This window comes from Duganella caerulea (assembly GCF_040362985.1).
Classification (GTDB): Bacteria; Pseudomonadota; Gammaproteobacteria; order Burkholderiales; family Burkholderiaceae_D; genus Rugamonas; species Rugamonas vulcania.
Genome location: NZ_BPWJ01000001.1, coordinates 624,955 through 641,273, shown reverse-complemented (window position 1 = coordinate 641,273; position 16,319 = coordinate 624,955). Strand labels below are relative to the sequence as shown.

Genomic DNA, 16,319 nt, shown 5'->3' with positions numbered 1-16,319 from the left:
AATAATAAGGACCATCATGAGCATCAACCTGAAAACACTGATCGGAAAACTGAACGACACCAGCCGCACGGCTGCCACCCGCGCGGCCAGCCTGTGCGTCTCGCTGGGACAGTACGAGGTGGATATCGAGCACCTGTTCCTGGCGCTGCTGGAGCAGCCCAAGAGCGATTTCGTCGTCATCGCGCGCCAGAGCGGCATCAGCGTGAGCATGCTGGAGGCGGACCTGCAGGCCGAGATCGCGCGCCTGAAGACGGGCAATTCGCGCACGCCGGTGTTCTCTGAGCGCTTGCCCAAGCTGTTCGAACACGCGTGGCTGATCGCGTCGCTGGACCTGCAGGCGGGCCAGCAGGCGCAGATACGCAGCGGTCATCTGCTGCAGGCGCTGCTGACGGAGCCGGAGCTGGCGCAGCTGGCCTATCGCGGCTCGAAGCTGTTCGCCAAGTTCGAGATCGACCAGATCAAGCATAACCTGGACAAGCTGACCGCCGGTTCGGACGAGGCGGTGACGGCTGCGCCGGCCGGAGAACATGAGGAGCTGGCCGGCGATCCGGTTGGCGACCTGTCGACCAAGGCCGCGTCCAAGACGCCCGCGCTGGACCAGTTCACCACCAACCTGACGCAGCGCGCCCGCGACGGCAAGGTCGATCCGGTGATCGGCCGCGACATGGAAATCCTCCAGGCCATCGATATCCTGATGCGCCGCCGCCAGAACAATCCCATCCTGACCGGCGAGGCCGGCGTCGGCAAGACCGCCGTGGTGGAGGGACTGGCGCTGCGCATCGCGCTCAACGACGTGCCGGATGTGCTGAAGGGCGTCGAGATCCACACGCTGGACATGGGCCTGCTGCAAGCCGGCGCCAGCGTCAAGGGTGAATTCGAGAACCGCCTGAAGAACGTCATCGACGAGGTGAAGAAAAGCCCGCACGCCATCATCCTGTTCATCGACGAGGCGCATACGATGATCGGCGCCGGCGGCCAGGCCGGCCAGAACGACGCGGCCAACCTGCTCAAGCCAGCGCTGGCGCGCGGCGAGCTGCGCACCATCGCCGCCACCACCTGGGGCGAGTACAAGAAGTATTTTGAAAAGGACGCCGCGCTGGCGCGCCGCTTCCAGGTCGTCAAGGTCGAGGAGCCGAGCGAGGAACTGGCTTGCGCCATGTTGCGCGGCATGGCGCCGCTGATGGAGAAGCATTTCGGCGTGCGCGTGTACGACGAGGCGATCATCGAGGCGGTGCGCCTGTCGCATCGCTACATCATGGGCCGCCAGCTGCCGGACAAGGCGATCAGCGTGCTCGATACCGCCTGCGCGAAAGTCGCGCTGGGCCAGAACGCCACGCCGGCGTTGATCGAGAACCTGGCGCGCAAGCTGGAACGCATCGCTGCGGAATCGACCTCGCTGCAGCGCGAGCAGAGCACCGGCGGCAACGCCCACGTCGCGCGCCTGGCGGAGCTGGAGGCTGCCCGCGTGGCGGCCGCCGCGCAGCATGCCGAGTTGTCCGAGCGCTGGGAGAAGGAGAAGGCGCTGACGGAGCAGATCAAGGCCGGCCGCGCGACGCTGGAAGCCGGCGGCGACGCCAGCCAGGGCAAGGATTTGCAGGCGCTGCAGGCGGAGTTGAAGTCGCTGCAGGGCGAGGCGCCGATGGTGCCGGTGCAGGTGGACGGCCATGTGGTGGCGGAGATCGTCGCCGGCTGGACCGGTATCCCGCTGGGCAAAATGGTCAAGGACGAGATCAAGACGGTGCTGAACCTGAAGGCCAATCTGGAACAGCGCGTGCTGGGCCAGCCGCACGCGATCGAGGCGGTGGCGCAGCGCGTGCGCACCTCGCGCGCGAACCTGGACGATCCGAACAAACCGAAGGGCGTGTTCCTGTTCGTCGGCCCGTCCGGCATCGGCAAGACCGAGACCGCGCTGGCGCTGGCCGATGTGCTGTACGGCGGCGAGCGCAAACTCATCACCATCAACATGAGCGAATACCAGGAGGCGCACAGCGTCTCCGGCCTGAAAGGTTCGCCGCCGGGTTATGTGGGCTATGGCGAGGGCGGGGTGCTGACCGAGGCCGTGCGCCGCAATCCGTACAGCGTGGTGCTGCTGGATGAAGTGGAGAAGGCGCACCCGGACGTGATGGAGCTGTTCTTCCAGGTGTTCGACAAGGGCGTGATGGACGACGCGGAAGGCCGCGAGATCGACTTCAAGAACACCATCATCATCCTGACGTCGAACGTGGCGTCGGCCGCGATGATGCAGGCTTGCCTGAACAAGAGCAGCGAGGAGCTGCCCGATCCGGCGGCGCTGGAAGAGCTGATTCGTCCGCACCTGATGAAGCAGTTCAAGCCGGCCTTCCTGGGCCGCTTGAAGGTGATTCCGTACTATCCGATCCCCGACGATGTGCTGGTGGAGATCATCAAGCTCAAACTGGGCAGGATCCAGAAGCGCATCAGCGCCAACCACAAGGCGGAGTTCAGCTACGACGAGGCGCTGGTCGAAGCGGTGCTGGCCCGCTGCACGGAAGTCGATTCCGGCGCGCGCAATGTCGACAACATCCTCAATGGCACGCTGCTGCCGGAAGTGGCCGAATCCGTGCTGACCAAGATGGCCGAAGGCCTCGCGATCAGCAAGATCAAGGTCAGCGCCAACAAGCAGGGCCAGTTCAAATACACCGTCAAATAAGGAGAATGACCATGAAGCGACAAACCACCATAGCGATCTTGATGTCCACGCTGGCCCTGGCCGCGTGCCACAAGAAGGACAAGCCGGCGGACGCGCCGACCGTTGAGGCCCCGGTGGCCGCGACGGCGCCCGCGCCGGCGGCTCCGGCACCGGCCGCCGCGCAGACCGAGGCGCAAGAGGAGATGGCCAGGAAGCAGGCCTTGCTCGATTACGGCACGATGGAGGACAAGTACCTGAACGATCCGAAGGCACAGTGGGCGGCGACCGCCAAGGCCAGTACGACCTTCGGCGACGACAACGGCAAGGAGCCGTCGGAGGTCAATGTGGCCAAGAACGTCGTCGGCCCATCGGATGACCGCAGCTGGACCAATAACAACCAGGACAAGGGCTTCGATTGGCTGGAGGTGGGCTACGCCAAGCCGGTCAACGCGACCGAGCTGCGGGTGATCTTCCCCGGCGGCCAGGGCGTGGAGGCGGTGAGCAAGGTGGAGCTGCAGGACGCGGATGGCAAGTGGAACACCATCTGGTCCGGCATCAGCGACGTAAAGAAGGACCAACGCGGAAACCGCACCTGGTTCGTGCGCACCTTCGACAAGACAGCTTATAAAGTCAAAGGCGCCAAGATCACTATCGCCAACAACGTCCAACACGGCTACAAGGAAGTAGAAGCCGTGCAGCTGGTCGGCGAATAAGGCGGTATAAGGCTTAGTTGGGAGGCCGCACTCCCAACATCTCTTCGATGTGGGAGAGCGAGCCTTCGTCCTTGATGACGGAGCGCAGCCAGGTGTGCAGGTCCTGTTCGCCGGCATTGGCGGCCTTCTCGGCGAAATAGGATACCGGACTGTGTGGCTCGGTATCGCGGAAGAACCGCGCCACGGCCCGCAGCTGGGCGATGGCCTGCGTGCGATTGCGGATCGGGCCGGAGACGGCGTCGCGCTGTTGCGGAGCGGCCGAGCCGTTCGATGCCTGCGATGCCTGTTCGTCGAAGCCGGCGTCGGCCTGCGCCTCGGCGCCGGCGGGCTTGCCGGCGGCCGGCATCGCATGCAGCATCGATTGCACGGCGTCGCGCGCGGCGGAGAAGCCCGGGCTGTCCTGGCCCAGCTTCGCGTCCGATACTTTTTCCAATTGCAGCAGGGCGTCCATGCAGTACTGCGCGTCGGCGGTGAAGCCGGCGCAGAACTGCGCGGAGTTGGAGCGTTTGGCCGTCTCCATGTCCGCCAGCTTCGGTGAGCCGGATTGGTCGTCGCCGCCATTGGCGCGCTTGCGGGCGGACTCGAAGTCGATGGTGGAGTAGGCCGTGTTGCGGCCTTCCGTCAGCGGCATCTCGCGGATCAGCGTTTTGGTGCGTGCCAGGATCCAGCTCAGATTTCCGATGCGCTGTTCGTTGTCGCCGCCGTCCGCCTCGGGATACAGGCCCATGTCCCAATACTGTTCGCACAGGCCGGCCAGCAGGCGGTAGCCTTCGCCCAGGCCGCGCAGGTGATGCTGCTTGGCGGCGGCCTCGGTCAGCCAGACCGCCAGCCGCAGGTCCTTGCTTTTCTCCGTCAACAGCGCGGCGCAGCGCTTGACGACGAATTCCCAATCCGCTTCCTTCAATTCCGTCACCCATTCGCCCTGGTCCAGCGACGGGTCGTCGAACTTGCGCGCTTGAGCGATGGCGTCCAGGTCGGACGAGAAGGACAGGTCCTCGCCGGATGGGCGGCTGTCGCTGATGGGGATTAATAACTGCTCTGCTGAAAACATGATGTCCTCTGATTGATTATTGGGCCATGCGGAACTCGATGCGGCGATTGCGCGCGCGTCCGTCCGCACTGTCATTGCTGGCGATCGGCCGGTCGGGGCCCTGGCCGCTCGCGGTCAGCAGGTCGCCATTCAGGCCGTGGCTTTCGAAATAGGTTTTGACGGTCTCGGCGCGCGCCTGGCTCAGGCCAAGGTTGGTGGCACGCAGGCCGGCGCTGTCGGTGTGGCCGATGATCTCGACCTTGCGGCCTTTGAGCTTGAGCAGCGCCGCCAGCATCTCGTCCAGGATGGCCTTGCCGGCCGGCGTCAGCGTGGCCTTGCCGCTTTCGAATTCCACCGTGCGGTTGGCCAGCGTGCTATCGAGGATGCTCTGGTCGGCGGCCGATACGCGCAGGCCGTTGTTGACGGTGTAGGTCGGATTGAGGCTGGTGGCGACATTGCTGGCGATGCGCTGGCGCTGCGCTTCGTTGGCGACCTCGCCGCGCAGGCTGACGTTGCTGCCGTCGATCTTGAGCTGGCCGCGGCTGATCTGCTTCAGGTCCGGCGTGATCAGCTTTTGCACGTAGCCGTTCCAGTTGGCCGGCATGGCGACGGGGCCGATGGCGATCTGGTCGACCACCTTGTCGGCGCCGTAGACTTCGCGCAGCTTGGCCAGCACGGCGGCCTTGCTGCCTTCGTCCGGCACGGTGCCGCTGGCCAGCACCTGGCCAGGTTCCGGCGCGGCGGGCGCCAGGCCCGGGTTCTGGGCACCGGCGCTGGCGGCACCGAGCGCGCACAGGGCGGTCAGCAGGGCGTTGGCTATCAATTTGTTAGAGCGCATGATCAGGTTCCGATAAACGCCGCGCCGACGGAATCCAGCGCGGACTTGAGTGACAGGTTGGCTTGCGCCAGGTAGGTGGACAGCTTCTTGATGCCGTAGTCGGAATCGATCTGCTCCTCCACCCAATCCAATTGTTCGAAGTCGATGTGATGATCGAAGCCGGCTTGCGGATCGACGATGGCGCGCAGGGTTTGAGCCGATGCGCCGCTGAAGCCCACGATCATTGCCGGCCGCTGATCGATACGCGTGACGAACAGCGCCAGTTCGAAATCGGCGCGCGCCAGGAACGGCGTAATCAGGTGCATCCAGAACGCGGCGACCAGGTTGCGGTACATCGGGTCGGTCGGCAGCGGCAGCAGCAGGCTCTTTTCCAGGCGGCTGGAGCTGCTGGCCATGACCGGCTGCAGCAGCATGCCCAGTGCCAGCAGGATCTGCCGCGCCGTGCCTTTGAAGCCGGTTTGTCCCAGCATCGCATCGAGCGCACCCACGGTTTGCAGTTCGAGGAAGTCCTCGAAGGCCGCATCGTAGGCGGCCGCGCGCAGATCGAGTTCGATCATGTGGTTGGCGGCGCTTTGCAGCGGCAGCGTCGGGTCGCTGGCTTCGCGCACGCCGGCGGTCAGCGCTTCGAGCCGGTTCCACATGCGCGTCAGCACCAGCGGTGCGTTTTCCACGAACGCGGTGGGTTCGCTGACCTCCATCGATCCCATCATCAGGAAGGGATAGCGGCGGCTGGACTGGTCGCTGCTGGCGACGATGTGGCCGGCGATGGCGTGCCGCCGGCGCGGGCCGACGAAGGCGAAATGCAGCGGTGCGGCGGCGTCGTAGTTCAGCTTCCAGCGGGCGTCTGTGCTCAGCAGGTCCATCGCGTGCGACAGCCAGTCGTCCAGCACCTTGATCAGGGCCGGGCTGTCGCTGCCCTTGACGAAATCGCCCCGGGTTGGAATCTTGCCGAAGTAGCCGACGCTGATCGGAGTAACGCCCCGGCTCATTGAGCGGCTCCCACGGTGGCCGCTGCCGCGGTGCGTGTCGGCGGCGCCGCGGGTTTGGGCGCGACCGTGCCCGCAGGGGCAGGCGCCGGTGCCGGCGTCGATGGTGCGCTTGGCGCGGCCGGTGCTGGAGCAGGCGCCGTGGCGATGATCGACTCCGGCAGGCGCAGGCGCTTGAAGCCTTGCGCGGCCTGCACCGGTTGCGGTGCGGGCGCCTGTTCGGTGGCCACGATTTTCAGGTTGGCGGTGACGACCACGCCGGCGTTGTCCCAGCTCAGTTCAAACGCGCCGTTGTCCTTGCGTTTGCGGTTGGCGGCGTCGATCATTTTCTTCAGGCCGAAATGGCCAGGCTCGTTGAGCAGCACAACATTGCGGCCTTCCGGCGTGATGGCGGTGATCTTCGAGCCGGGCACGCCCTGCGGATTCGGCCAGGCCATGTGCACCCACGGCTGCGGCTGGCCGCGCCAGCGCAGCGACTGGCCGTCGATTTCGATGGTGAACTCGGTGGCGCCGGTGGCGCTCAGCGCTTGCAGGTCGAACTTGGTTTGTGCCTCGCCGCCGCTGGATGCGGCGGTATTGGCGACGCCGGCCGCCGACAGCGGCGCGATCCAGTTCGGGAAGGCCGCCACCACTGGCGGCGCAAGGTTGATGCCCATGTCGGCCCAGGTCTTGGCGCTCAGCGAGTCGCCGCGGCGCACGACCAGCGGGCCGATGGTGGTGTTGAAGAATTTGGCGATGGCGCCATCCGGGCCGAAGATCTCGCCGATTTCGGCATTGCTGGCTTCCGCGCGCGATTCGGTCGCGAACGGATACTTCAGCGCCAGGTTCTTGCTGAACGGTTGCAGCACCTGCGCGACCCAGACCTTGTCGATTTCGGCTTCAGTCGGCTTGACGATGACGGCGAAGGTCTGCATCAGCGGACGCACGAGGATAGGGCGGATCGCCATTTTCTGCGCGTCGGTCATCCCGATCAGCATTTGTTCATCGACGTATTTGAGGGCGTCGGCCAGTTCGGAGCCGGTGCCGTCGAGCGTCTGCTGCATCAGCTGCTTGGCGCCGGGGCCCGGGTCGCCCTGGTTCTTGATCTGGTTGAAGCGGGTGCGCAGCTTGGACATCTGTTCGACGTAGCCACGCATCAGCGACGTGTCCCGGTCCTTGGCGACGACCAGGCGTGCCACGCCGGAGAACTCGCGTCCGACGGGGCCCAGCGGCAGCGGCGCGTTCGGCGTGCTGCTGGTGCTGGCGACGTTGATGTTGATCTGCGACGGCTTCTGGCGCAGGATGGTTTCGCGGAACCAGCCGGTGACGCCGCGTTGCGCGCGTTGCAGGCCGGCGTCCAGCAGCGATGGGTTGTCCCACGAGGTTTGCTCGTAGACGGTCGTCACCAGCTTGTTCAGCGGCGAGGTTTGCGGATCGCCCAGGCGGTTCATGGCGGCGGCGGCGTTCTCGAAGGTCTGCAGGTCGCGGATGGTCACGCCCTGCACGAATTTCTCCCATTCCTTGGCGTAGTCGTTCTTGTAGAGCTCAACCAGCGACTTCTGGATCTGTTCCGGGCTGCCTTCCAGCGTCAGGTCGTCCTTGGAGGAGGTCTTCAGCACCCAGTCGGCGCTTTGCATTTCGCGGTTGGCCGCGTCGCGGAAGGCTTCCTGCACAAAGCCTTCCCATGCCTGGCGCGTGAAGCTGCCAGGGATGGCGTAGCTGCCCAGTACCAGTTCCTTGTCCTGCTCGCCGACGATGCGGGCGACCGTCATCGACGGGAAGCGGGTTGCGGCGCGGGCCTTGACGTCTGCGTAGACGCGTTCACGCGCCGGCATGCCGCGCACCACGCGGCGCAGGTTGTCGCGGGTCTGGTCGACCAGCGCCAGTTTGCCGTCGATCTGCGGCCAGGAGGTGTCGTTGATCTGCGAAAGGTAGAAGGAGATCATGCGCTCGGCGCTGCGTATCATCTGCTCGCGCGGCATGGCGCCACGGTTCCCGTCCAGCCAGACGCGCCAGAAGCGGGTCAGCTGGTCGTTCAGGTGGCCGGCTTCGGCGCGCGATTTGTCGCTCAACATCAGGTAAGTCTTCAGCGCGTTGTAGGCGTCTTCCGCGTTGGCGGGCGACGAGTCCTTGAACTGCGTGGCGCCGTTGTTGACCGGCGCGGCGGCCGTGGCGTCGGTGGCTGGCGCGCCGGTTGCGGCGGCCGTCACCGGCTTGGACATCGGCTGCAGCTGCGCCGCGCCGCTGTTGACTTCCCCGAGGAAGGCTTCCAGCGACTGGCCCACCGGCTTGAGCATCACCTCGCGCACGCCGGCGAAGTATTCCTCGCGCAGCTTGCGGTCGAGCAGGTCGCCCTGGTACAGGCCAAGGCCCAGCGACAGCGGGCGGTGTTCGCGATAGCTGTCCAGCTGTTCGATACGGTCCTGCAGGATCTCCAGCGCCTGGAAGCGCGATTGCAGGTCCATGCGGTTCTGCTGCACCTTGATGGCCTGGTCCAGGTCCGCCTGCACGTTGGCGACCAGCTGGCGGTTGTTCATGTAGGACCAGCTCCAGCCGGCCAGCGCCAGGCCGACGAAGGCGGTGGCGGCGAAGAAGGCGGCGTAGCGCATGCGCGTCTTGGCGGGGCTGGCGTACTGCGCGACCAGATCCTTGTCGGCGAAGATCACTTTGCGGAACAGGTTAAGCAGGAAGTAGCCTTGCTGCTGATGGGATTCCTCGTGTTCCCGCGGTTGCAGTTTCAGGTCGAAGCGCTGCGCCACGCGGTGCGACGAGGCGGAGACGGATTCGCCTTCCTGCAAGGCGCTGGTGAAGTAGAAACCGCGGAAGACGGGCTTGAACTGGAACGGGTTCTCCTCGAACAGCGTGGCGATGAAGGCGCGCAGCGACGGTTTGATCGAGCTGAATTCCAGCGGGAAGGTGAACACGCCGGACGGCATGCGCTCGCGCCATTGCAGGGCCATGTTGGCCTGGCTCAGGTCTTTCAGGCCATCGTACAGTTCATCGAAGCGGGCGTCGAACTGGTCGAGTATCTGCTCGCTGGTGGTGGACTGGCTGTAGGGCAGGGTGGCGCCCCAGATCTTGTCGCGCTCACCGCGTTCGGCGTCCTGGAAGAATTCGTTGAAGCCGGTGATCAGGTCGGCCTTGGTGAAGACCACGTACACCGGCGCGTGGACCTCGAGGCGCTCGGTCAGTTCCTGCACGCGCTGGCGCAGGTTCTTGGCCAGGTTGATGGCGAATTCGGGCCGGTTGCGCGTCAGTTCGGCGACGCTGACGGCGATGATGACGCCATTGATCGGCGCCTTCTTGCGGTACTTCTTGAGCAGGTCGAGGAAGCCGAACCACTCGCCACGGTCCTCGTCGACGACCGAGTAGCGGCCCGCCGTATCGAGCAGGATGCCGTCGGTGGTGAAGAACCAGTCGCAGTTGCGGGTGCCGCCTACGCCTTGCACGATCTTGGTGTCGGCGAACGGGAACTGCAGGCCGGAGCTGGCGATCGCCGTGCTCTTGCCGGCGGCCGGATTGCCGATGACCATGTACCACGGCAGTTCGTACAGAGCGGCGTTGCCGGAGAACTGGCCGATTTTCGAGCCCTTGATGGTGGCGATGGCGTCCAGCAGGCGTTTGCGGATCACGTCCGTTTCCTGGCGCTGGGCCGGGTCGGTCTTGGCGGGGGCTTTGTTGACCTGCTGTTCCAGCATGTCGCCCAGTTGGGCGGCGGCGCGCTGCTTGCGCCGGCGGCGCCATAGCCAGACGATGGCGCCGAACAGCAGCGCGATCGCCAGCACGGTCCAGGCGACGCTGGCCGGCCATTCGAAGATGGCGGACGCGATCAGCAAGCAGGCGGCGAAGGCCACCCAGCCGATCACGATCAGGCTGTTGCGGGTCGTCAGGAATTGCCAGGTTTTTTGCATCATGATTGGGGCACTAGAAAAAATCGGGAAAATCAAACAGGTACGGCTACGGCAGGACCGATGACGGCGACATCGCGCCGGAACGGGTCCAGGTTACTGATGCACAGGACGGCGGCTTTGCGGCTTTCCGCTTCCTGCCGCGCCACGGCCAGCGCGGTCAGCCAGGTGACGGCGCCGCAATTGCCGCAGCTGGCGCCAACGCTGAAGATGTCGACGCCGGGATCGAGTTGCGGGACCGCTTCCGACGCGACGCCCATCAGCTCCATGACGCGGCTGGTGCGGTGGTCGGTGTCGGCGCTGATCAGGGCGATGGCCGATGCGTCGCGGCCGGCGCCTTGCAGCGCCTTGGCGCTCAGCTGCTGCAAAAGTTCGGCGCTGGCGCGCCTGGATGCGTCGGCGGAATGCGGCAGGCGTGCGCTGCTCACGGCCAGCAATTGCGGCTGCTCGCCGCCGTTCCCCAGCAGCGTTGCCTGGAGGGCGTCGGTCAGCAGCAGCCCGGCCGCGCCTTCGCCCGGGATCTGGCCTTGCGGCTGGTTGGCGTTGAATAGCGCGCTGACGTTCTCCAACTGTTCGACGCTGCCGCTGCCGAGGTGCGAACCGCAGGTGACAAGCATGGCCAGCGCCGGCGGTTCGTTCGACAGCAGCCGTGCCAGCGCGGCGCCGGCTTCGGTGTCCAGGGCGCCGCGGTCGGGGGCGACGGTGATGCGGTCTTCCGGCCAGCCGGATTGAATCACCAGGTGGCGGAACCAGAGCGCGGCGGCCTGGCGGTGCTCCGGCTTCCAGTCCGCCTGCCATACCGGCTGCAGTTGCAGCATCGGCAGCGACAGGGGCTCGCGGCGGGCGACTTGTCCGGCGTGGAGCTCCAGCAGCGGATGGGCGCCAAGATAGGCGCTCAATTCGGCCACCACTTCGCCGCCGGCGCTGAGCGCGCGCCATTGTTCGTCGCTGAAGTGGGGCGCCAGGTGGTTCGCCGCCAGCCAGTCCGACATCTCGGCGCTGGTGGCGTCGGCATCGATGCCGGCGATGCGGGCGCTCATGATGGGATAGCCGTAGGCGTCGTTGAGCTCCGGGTCCAGCGCTGGACGGGCTTTGTTTTCGGCCAGCGTGGCGCTCAGTTCAGCGGGCGAGGCCCCGTGCGGCGCGCGCACGGCGGCGGCCACCAGCGACAGCGACGGGCCGCGCGGCGGGGCGGCGGGCGTCTCGGGCTGCGCGGCGGCGGTGGACGTCGCGGCGGCGGGCACGCTGATGCCGCTGTAGATTTTCCGCCCCAGCCAGAACGCGGCCAGCAACGCCAGCGGCAGCACCAGCAGGTACAGTACCAGGTCGTCGGTGGCCGGAACGCGGTTGGTCGACCGCCAGAACCAGACCGCACCCAGCCAGCTGGCGCCGAACGCCAGAATCGTTGTCATCAAATTTTTAAGCCATGCCGCCATGTTCGCCCAACCTTATCGTCTCATCACACCAGGCATGCGCAGTTCCGTATGCCCGAAATCCATCATCTTCCAACGTCCGCCCCACGTCAGGCCCAGCGACTCGGCCACTTCGCCGTAGAGCTGATAGCCGCGCATGGCCCACGGATCTTTCTCGGAGATCACCAGCTTGCCGTCGCGCAGGAAGGCGCAGTCGGCGGCCAGGCCGTATTGGTGCCAGCTCTGGAACGCCGCCGCGTTGGTGACGTTCGGTCCCATCGCGGCCAGCGCGTTCTGGCGCTCCGGGCTGCGGTAGCCTTCCAGGATCGCCATGTCGTAGCCGTGCTTTTCCTTCATGATCTTGAAGGCCATCAGCAGCCGCTGCGCGTAGGCGGCGTCCATCAAGGCCCAGTCGCGGCTCGCGGAGACCAGCATCGGCCGTTCCAGCGCCACTTCGGCCGACGCGAACACCAGCGGCGGCAACGGCGGCGGCGGCACCAGCTGCTCGCCCTGCAGCAAATCGGCGACCTGGGTGTTGACTTCCCTGGTCGAGGTCTCGAAGCCGCTCAGCGTATTCTTGGTGCTCATCAGCAGCGCCAGCAGCGGCGGAATGCAGATCAGCGCGGTACCGCCCAGGCACAATACATAGTGTTGCCGCAGGAAGGCGCCGACTTCGCCGGCCGAGGCGCGTCCGCTGCGGCCCAGGGCGCTGGCTTCCTGCTGGCGGCGCTGGGCGATGCGGCCGACCCGCTGCTGCAGCCGCTGGCTCGCGCCCGCCAGCGCGTTGAGCACGAATTCGCGGCCGGCCGGAAACAGCACCATCCAGCTGATCAGGCAGGCCAGGACGAAATAGAGTGCGATTGCCAGTATCAGCACGACAGCATCTCTCCAGCAGAACGTTGCATCATTAGTATCCTTAAAGCATTGCTTTGAGTATATCTTACAGTTATGACAATCCAGCGCACGATTGAAATCTCCCTGTGAAACGACGTATTTTCGGGGTGCGCACGGTTGAGTTCGTAATATGCGTCGTGTTTTTCTTGAATCGCGTAAAGTAATGCGAAATTAACAAGGAGTACATTTTGCAACGTCAAGACGATCGCCCTTCGAAAGGGGGCAGGCCCAGTCTTCTTTCTTCGGAACAGCAGGCGGAAGCGGAGCGCCAGCGCATACTGAGCACGCTCGACAGCAAACCGGCGGCGGCCGCGCCGGCCAAGGCCGCCGGCAAGCCTCCTGGCAAGCGCTCCGGCCTGCTGGTGTGGGGCGCGGCGGGCGCTGGCGTATTGGCCATCGTTGGGGGCACGCTGGTTTGGATGAGCAATACGCCGGATGAGGACAGCTTGCCGCTGGCCGTGGCGGCCACCCAGGCCCCGCCGGCGGCTGCGGTTCCAGCTCCGACAGAGTCCGAAGTATCGACCGCCGCGATCCTGGAAGACTCCGCTTCCGCCAACTCGGCGGCGGAAGGCAAGCTGCCGTCGCTGAAGGAAATGCTGACCGCGCCGGCCAAGCCGGCATCCGGCACCGACGAGCTCAAGAAGGCGCTGGAGCGGCCGCAGGCGAAGCCGCAGCTGGTCGCCAAGGCGGAGCACAAGCCGGAGCACAAAGCCGACCACAAGGCCGAACGCAAGGCCGAGCATAAGCCTGAGCGCAAGGCGGACAACGCCAAGCTGGCGCAGAAAGCGCCGGCCAAGGAAAAGGAAAAGGGCAAGCAGTCGGACAACGACGTAACCCTGATCACCGCGTTGATGGCGCATCTGCAGACGCGTCCGCCCGTCAAAAAGACCAGCACGCCTGCTGACCAGCTGAAGACCTGCAAGCAGTACAACGCCGCCGGCGAAGAGCAGTGCCGAGCCCGCCTATGCGCGGCCGATGCCAAGAAAGAGCCGGAATGTAAGGCCGCCCCGGCCGCCAAGACAGCGTCGAACTCATGAGTGTCGCGCTGCTTGAGCAAATCACTGCGGCGCTGGCGCAGTTCTCCAGCGCGACGCGGCTGTACGCGCTGAAGCTGGGCGACGACGACGCGGACCTGGGTTCGGGCGGCCTGCTGGTGGAGGCCTTCTGCGCCGACGACATGGTCCAGGGCACGGGCGCGCGCGACATCATTGCGCTGTCGACCAACGCCCATATCGAGCTGGCCTCGCTGCTGGGCAAGCCGGCCAGCCTGGAGGTGAGCCTGGCGGACGGCAGCCGCACCACCTTCAGCGGCGACATCACGCAGGCGGCCATGCTGGGCAGCGAGGGCGGCCTGGCGCGCTTCCGCCTGCGGCTGACGCCGTGGCTGTGGCGCCTGAGCCAGGTTCGCAACAGCCGCGTGTGGCAGGACAAGACGGTGGTCGAGATCGTCGAATCGGTCTTTGAACACTATCAGCCGTTGGCGCTCTGGCGCTGGAGCGATGAGGTCGACGGCTTCCTGGCCGATGTCTCGGCGCGCAGTTATTGCTGCCAGTACCGCGAGTCGGACTACGATTTCGTGCTGCGCCTGCTGACCGAGGAAGGCCTGGCCTGGCGCTTCGAGGAAACCGAGGACGGCTTGCGCATGGTGCTGTTCGCCGACAGCAGCCAATTGGGCGCGGTGCCCGAGGACGCCAGCAGCGAGGCCGGCGGCGGCATCCGCTTCCACGGCGTGCGCGCCGGCGAGCAGCAGGACACCATCCAGGCATTGCAGGCGCGGCGGACCATCTCGGCCACGCTGACCACCCTGCTCAGCTACGATTACAAGGCCAAGAAAGCCGTCGGCGCCAGCGCGCCGTCCACGCAGCAGTACAAGAAACTGCCATCGCTGGAAAGCTTCGACATGCCTGGCCAGTATGCCTACACCAGCAATGGGCAGGCGCAGCACTACGCCGAATTGCAGATGCAGGCGCGCGAAGCCCGCAGCCAGTTGTGGCGCGGCCGCTCGACCGTCCGCACGCTGGCGGCTGGCCGGCGCATCAACGTCACGCAGGGGCCGCTGGCGTCCGGCGATGGGGATGCCGTGCCGGCGTACACGGTGCTGCGCGTGAGCAGCGTCGGCGTCAACAATCTGCCGTCGCCGGCCCAGCACGGCTTGGCCGAGCTGTTCGGCCCCATTCCCGAATTGCTGGAGGAGCTGGCCCCGCAGCGCGACGAGGAGTTCGCGCTGGTCATCGAGCAGGCCCGCAAGACCGGCTACGCCAATAGTTTCGAAGCGGTCGCAGCGGATGTGATCTGGCGTCCTCAACTGCCGGACAGCGATGGCCGCAACCATCCGAGGCCAACTGCCTCGGGTACGCAGAGCGCCATTGTCATTGGTGCGGATGGATCGGACCAGCCGGCCGGCGCCGACGAGCTGCATTGTGACGTGCTGGGCCGCGTGCGCATCCGTTATCACTGGCAGGACAGTGGCGATGCCAGTTGCTGGGTGCGGGTCGCCCAGCGTTCGGCAGGCGGCGGCATGGGCAGCCAGTTCCTGCCGCGCGTGGGGCAGGAGGTGCTGGTGCAGTTCATCGAGAACGATATCGACCGTCCTGTCATCGTTGGCGCTTTGTACAACGGCCAGGGCGAAGGCGGCGTGGCGCCGACGCCGGCAGGACAGGCGACTAGCGACAGCCAGGCTTCGTTGTTCAATCCGGCCAGCGATCATGCGCCGTCCGCGCAGGGCAATCTGGCGGCGGGCAATAGTCCCCTGTGGCACGGCGCTTCCGCCGACACGGCCGGCCACGGCAACGCGGCGGCGCAGTGGGGTTTGCGCAGCAAGGAGTTCGGCGGGGCCGGTTACAACCAACTGCTGTTCGATGATACCGATGCACAGGGACGCGTGCAATTGCGCTCGACGCATGCGACCAGCGAGCTGACGCTGGGCCATCTGATCCACAGCGCCGACAACTATCGCGGCAGTTTGCGCGGGCAGGGCGCCGAGTTGCGCACGGATGCCTATGGCGCGGTGCGCGCGGCTGGGGGCTTGCTGGTGTCGAGCTATGCGATTGGCCACAACGCCAGCGAGCGTGAACCGATGGGCGATAACACGGCCGGCATCGCGCTGCTGAAACAGGCGGTGCAGTTGGGCCAGACGTTCAGCGATGCGGCCAAGACGCATGAGACGGTGACGCTGGCGTCGCACGTTGGCGCGGAGAAGGCCAACGCCAGCCTCCTTGATGAGAAGTCGCCGCCGCTGAAGGCGCTGCTGACCGCCGTGTCGGGCATGGTGGGCAACGCCAGCCTGGACGCGGCCATGGCGGATGCCGGCGAACGCAACACCAGGCCGGGTGATGATCAGTTGCCGCATGCAAGTTCGCCGGTGATCGCGATAAGCGGCAAAGCTGGCCTGAGCGTGACCGCCGGCCAAGCCATGCAGTTGTCCAACGGCGAGACGATCTCGTTGATGAGCGGCGAGGACACGCAGTTCGTTAGCGGGGGACAACTGCGCGTACACAGCCAGCAGGCCATCGGCGTGCTGGGCGGAGTGGTCAAGCGGGGCGAGAACAACCTGGGCGTGCAGATGATCGCCGCCAAGGACGCGATCGATATCCAGGCGCAAGCGGATGTGCTGAAGGTGCAGGCGCGCGATGAGGTCAACCTGGTCAGCGCCAATGCGTTTGTCGACTGGGCGGCTGCCAAAAGCATTACGCTGTCCACGGCGGGCGGGGCGAATATCACCATCGCGGGCGGCAATATTACCGTCCAGTGCCCGGGCAAGATAACGGTCCATGCCGGCACGAAGAATTTTTCCGGGCCTGAGAAGCTGGATTACTCCCTCCCGGCGCTGCCGACCAGCGTGTGCAAGGCATGTTTGTTGGCGGCGTTGCGCGCAGGCAGTCCATTCATGGCGCCGAGCGCGGGCTGAGGAGG

General features: G+C 65.8%; 10 protein-coding genes. 4 read left to right on the top strand and 6 right to left on the bottom strand.

Going from position 1 to position 16,319, the window contains the following annotated elements; all coding sequences use genetic code 11:
* Positions 1–16 precede the first annotated feature (16 nt).
* Complete coding sequence (gene tssH, locus ACUJB0_RS02745) at positions 17–2,668, top strand: type VI secretion system ATPase TssH (protein WP_444843877.1); 2,652 nt, start codon at positions 17–19, stop codon at positions 2,666–2,668.
* Between the two features lie 11 nt (positions 2,669–2,679).
* Entirely contained in the window at positions 2,680–3,360 is a 681-nt protein-coding gene (locus ACUJB0_RS02740; protein WP_444843876.1) for a hypothetical protein, read from the top strand.
* A 13-nt stretch (positions 3,361–3,373) separates the two neighbouring features.
* Here the strand turns inward: ACUJB0_RS02740 and tssA are convergent, their stop codons facing one another.
* Genes tssA through ACUJB0_RS02710 form a run of 6 tightly spaced genes read right to left on the bottom strand, consistent with a single transcriptional unit; the run spans position 3,374 to position 12,389 of the window.
* Positions 3,374–4,411 (bottom strand): type VI secretion system protein TssA, encoded by a 1,038-nt coding sequence (gene tssA, locus ACUJB0_RS02735; protein ID WP_444843875.1) that lies wholly within the window; start codon positions 4,409–4,411, stop codon positions 3,374–3,376.
* A gap of 16 nt (positions 4,412–4,427) precedes the next feature.
* Entirely contained in the window at positions 4,428–5,228 is an 801-nt protein-coding gene (locus tag ACUJB0_RS02730; RefSeq protein ID WP_444843874.1) for an OmpA family protein, read from the bottom strand.
* A 2-nt stretch (positions 5,229–5,230) separates the two neighbouring features.
* On the bottom strand, positions 5,231–6,217 hold the full coding sequence (gene tagF / locus ACUJB0_RS02725; protein WP_161090938.1) for a type VI secretion system-associated protein TagF: 987 nt from the start codon (positions 6,215–6,217) through the stop codon (positions 5,231–5,233).
* The gene (gene tssM, locus ACUJB0_RS02720) at positions 6,214–10,104 is read right to left on the bottom strand and encodes a type VI secretion system membrane subunit TssM (protein ID WP_444844223.1); all 3,891 of its coding nucleotides are present in this window, start codon (positions 10,102–10,104) and stop codon (positions 6,214–6,216) included. The genes tagF and tssM overlap by 4 nt, the downstream gene beginning before the upstream one ends.
* Positions 10,105–10,136: 32 nt before the next feature.
* Positions 10,137–11,513: a hypothetical protein gene (locus ACUJB0_RS02715; protein WP_444843873.1), complete on the bottom strand. Its 1,377-nt coding sequence runs from the start codon at positions 11,511–11,513 to the stop codon at positions 10,137–10,139.
* A gap of 36 nt (positions 11,514–11,549) precedes the next feature.
* Positions 11,550–12,389, bottom strand: a complete 840-nt coding sequence (locus ACUJB0_RS02710) for a M15 family metallopeptidase (protein ID WP_176362262.1) — start codon at positions 12,387–12,389, stop codon at positions 11,550–11,552.
* Positions 12,390–12,595: 206 nt separating this feature from the next.
* Here ACUJB0_RS02710 and ACUJB0_RS02705 point away from each other — a divergent pair, with 206 nt between their 5' ends.
* A complete protein-coding gene (locus ACUJB0_RS02705) occupies positions 12,596–13,444 on the top strand; it encodes a hypothetical protein (protein WP_444843872.1) in 849 nt (282 codons plus the stop codon).
* Positions 13,441–16,314 (top strand): type VI secretion system Vgr family protein, encoded by a 2,874-nt coding sequence (locus ACUJB0_RS02700; RefSeq protein WP_444843871.1) that lies wholly within the window; start codon positions 13,441–13,443, stop codon positions 16,312–16,314. The genes ACUJB0_RS02705 and ACUJB0_RS02700 overlap by 4 nt, the downstream gene beginning before the upstream one ends.
* Positions 16,315–16,319: the final 5 nt, after the last annotated feature.

What these genes read in the sequence shown, in the direction of transcription:
- tssH (WP_444843877.1), top strand. Translation starts at nt 17, where the DNA reads ATGAGCATCAACCTGAAAACACTGATCGGAAAACTGAACGACACCAGC.
- ACUJB0_RS02740 (WP_444843876.1), top strand. Translation starts at nt 2,680, where the DNA reads ATGAAGCGACAAACCACCATAGCGATCTTGATGTCCACGCTGGCCCTG.
- tssA (WP_444843875.1), bottom strand. Translation starts at nt 4,411, where the DNA reads ATGTTTTCAGCAGAGCAGTTATTAATCCCCATCAGCGACAGCCGCCCA.
- ACUJB0_RS02730 (WP_444843874.1), bottom strand. Translation starts at nt 5,228, where the DNA reads ATGCGCTCTAACAAATTGATAGCCAACGCCCTGCTGACCGCCCTGTGC.
- tagF (WP_161090938.1), bottom strand. Translation starts at nt 6,217, where the DNA reads ATGAGCCGGGGCGTTACTCCGATCAGCGTCGGCTACTTCGGCAAGATT.
- tssM (WP_444844223.1), bottom strand. Translation starts at nt 10,104, where the DNA reads ATGCAAAAAACCTGGCAATTCCTGACGACCCGCAACAGCCTGATCGTG.
- ACUJB0_RS02715 (WP_444843873.1), bottom strand. Translation starts at nt 11,513, where the DNA reads ATGACAACGATTCTGGCGTTCGGCGCCAGCTGGCTGGGTGCGGTCTGG.
- ACUJB0_RS02700 (WP_444843871.1), top strand. Translation starts at nt 13,441, where the DNA reads ATGAGTGTCGCGCTGCTTGAGCAAATCACTGCGGCGCTGGCGCAGTTC.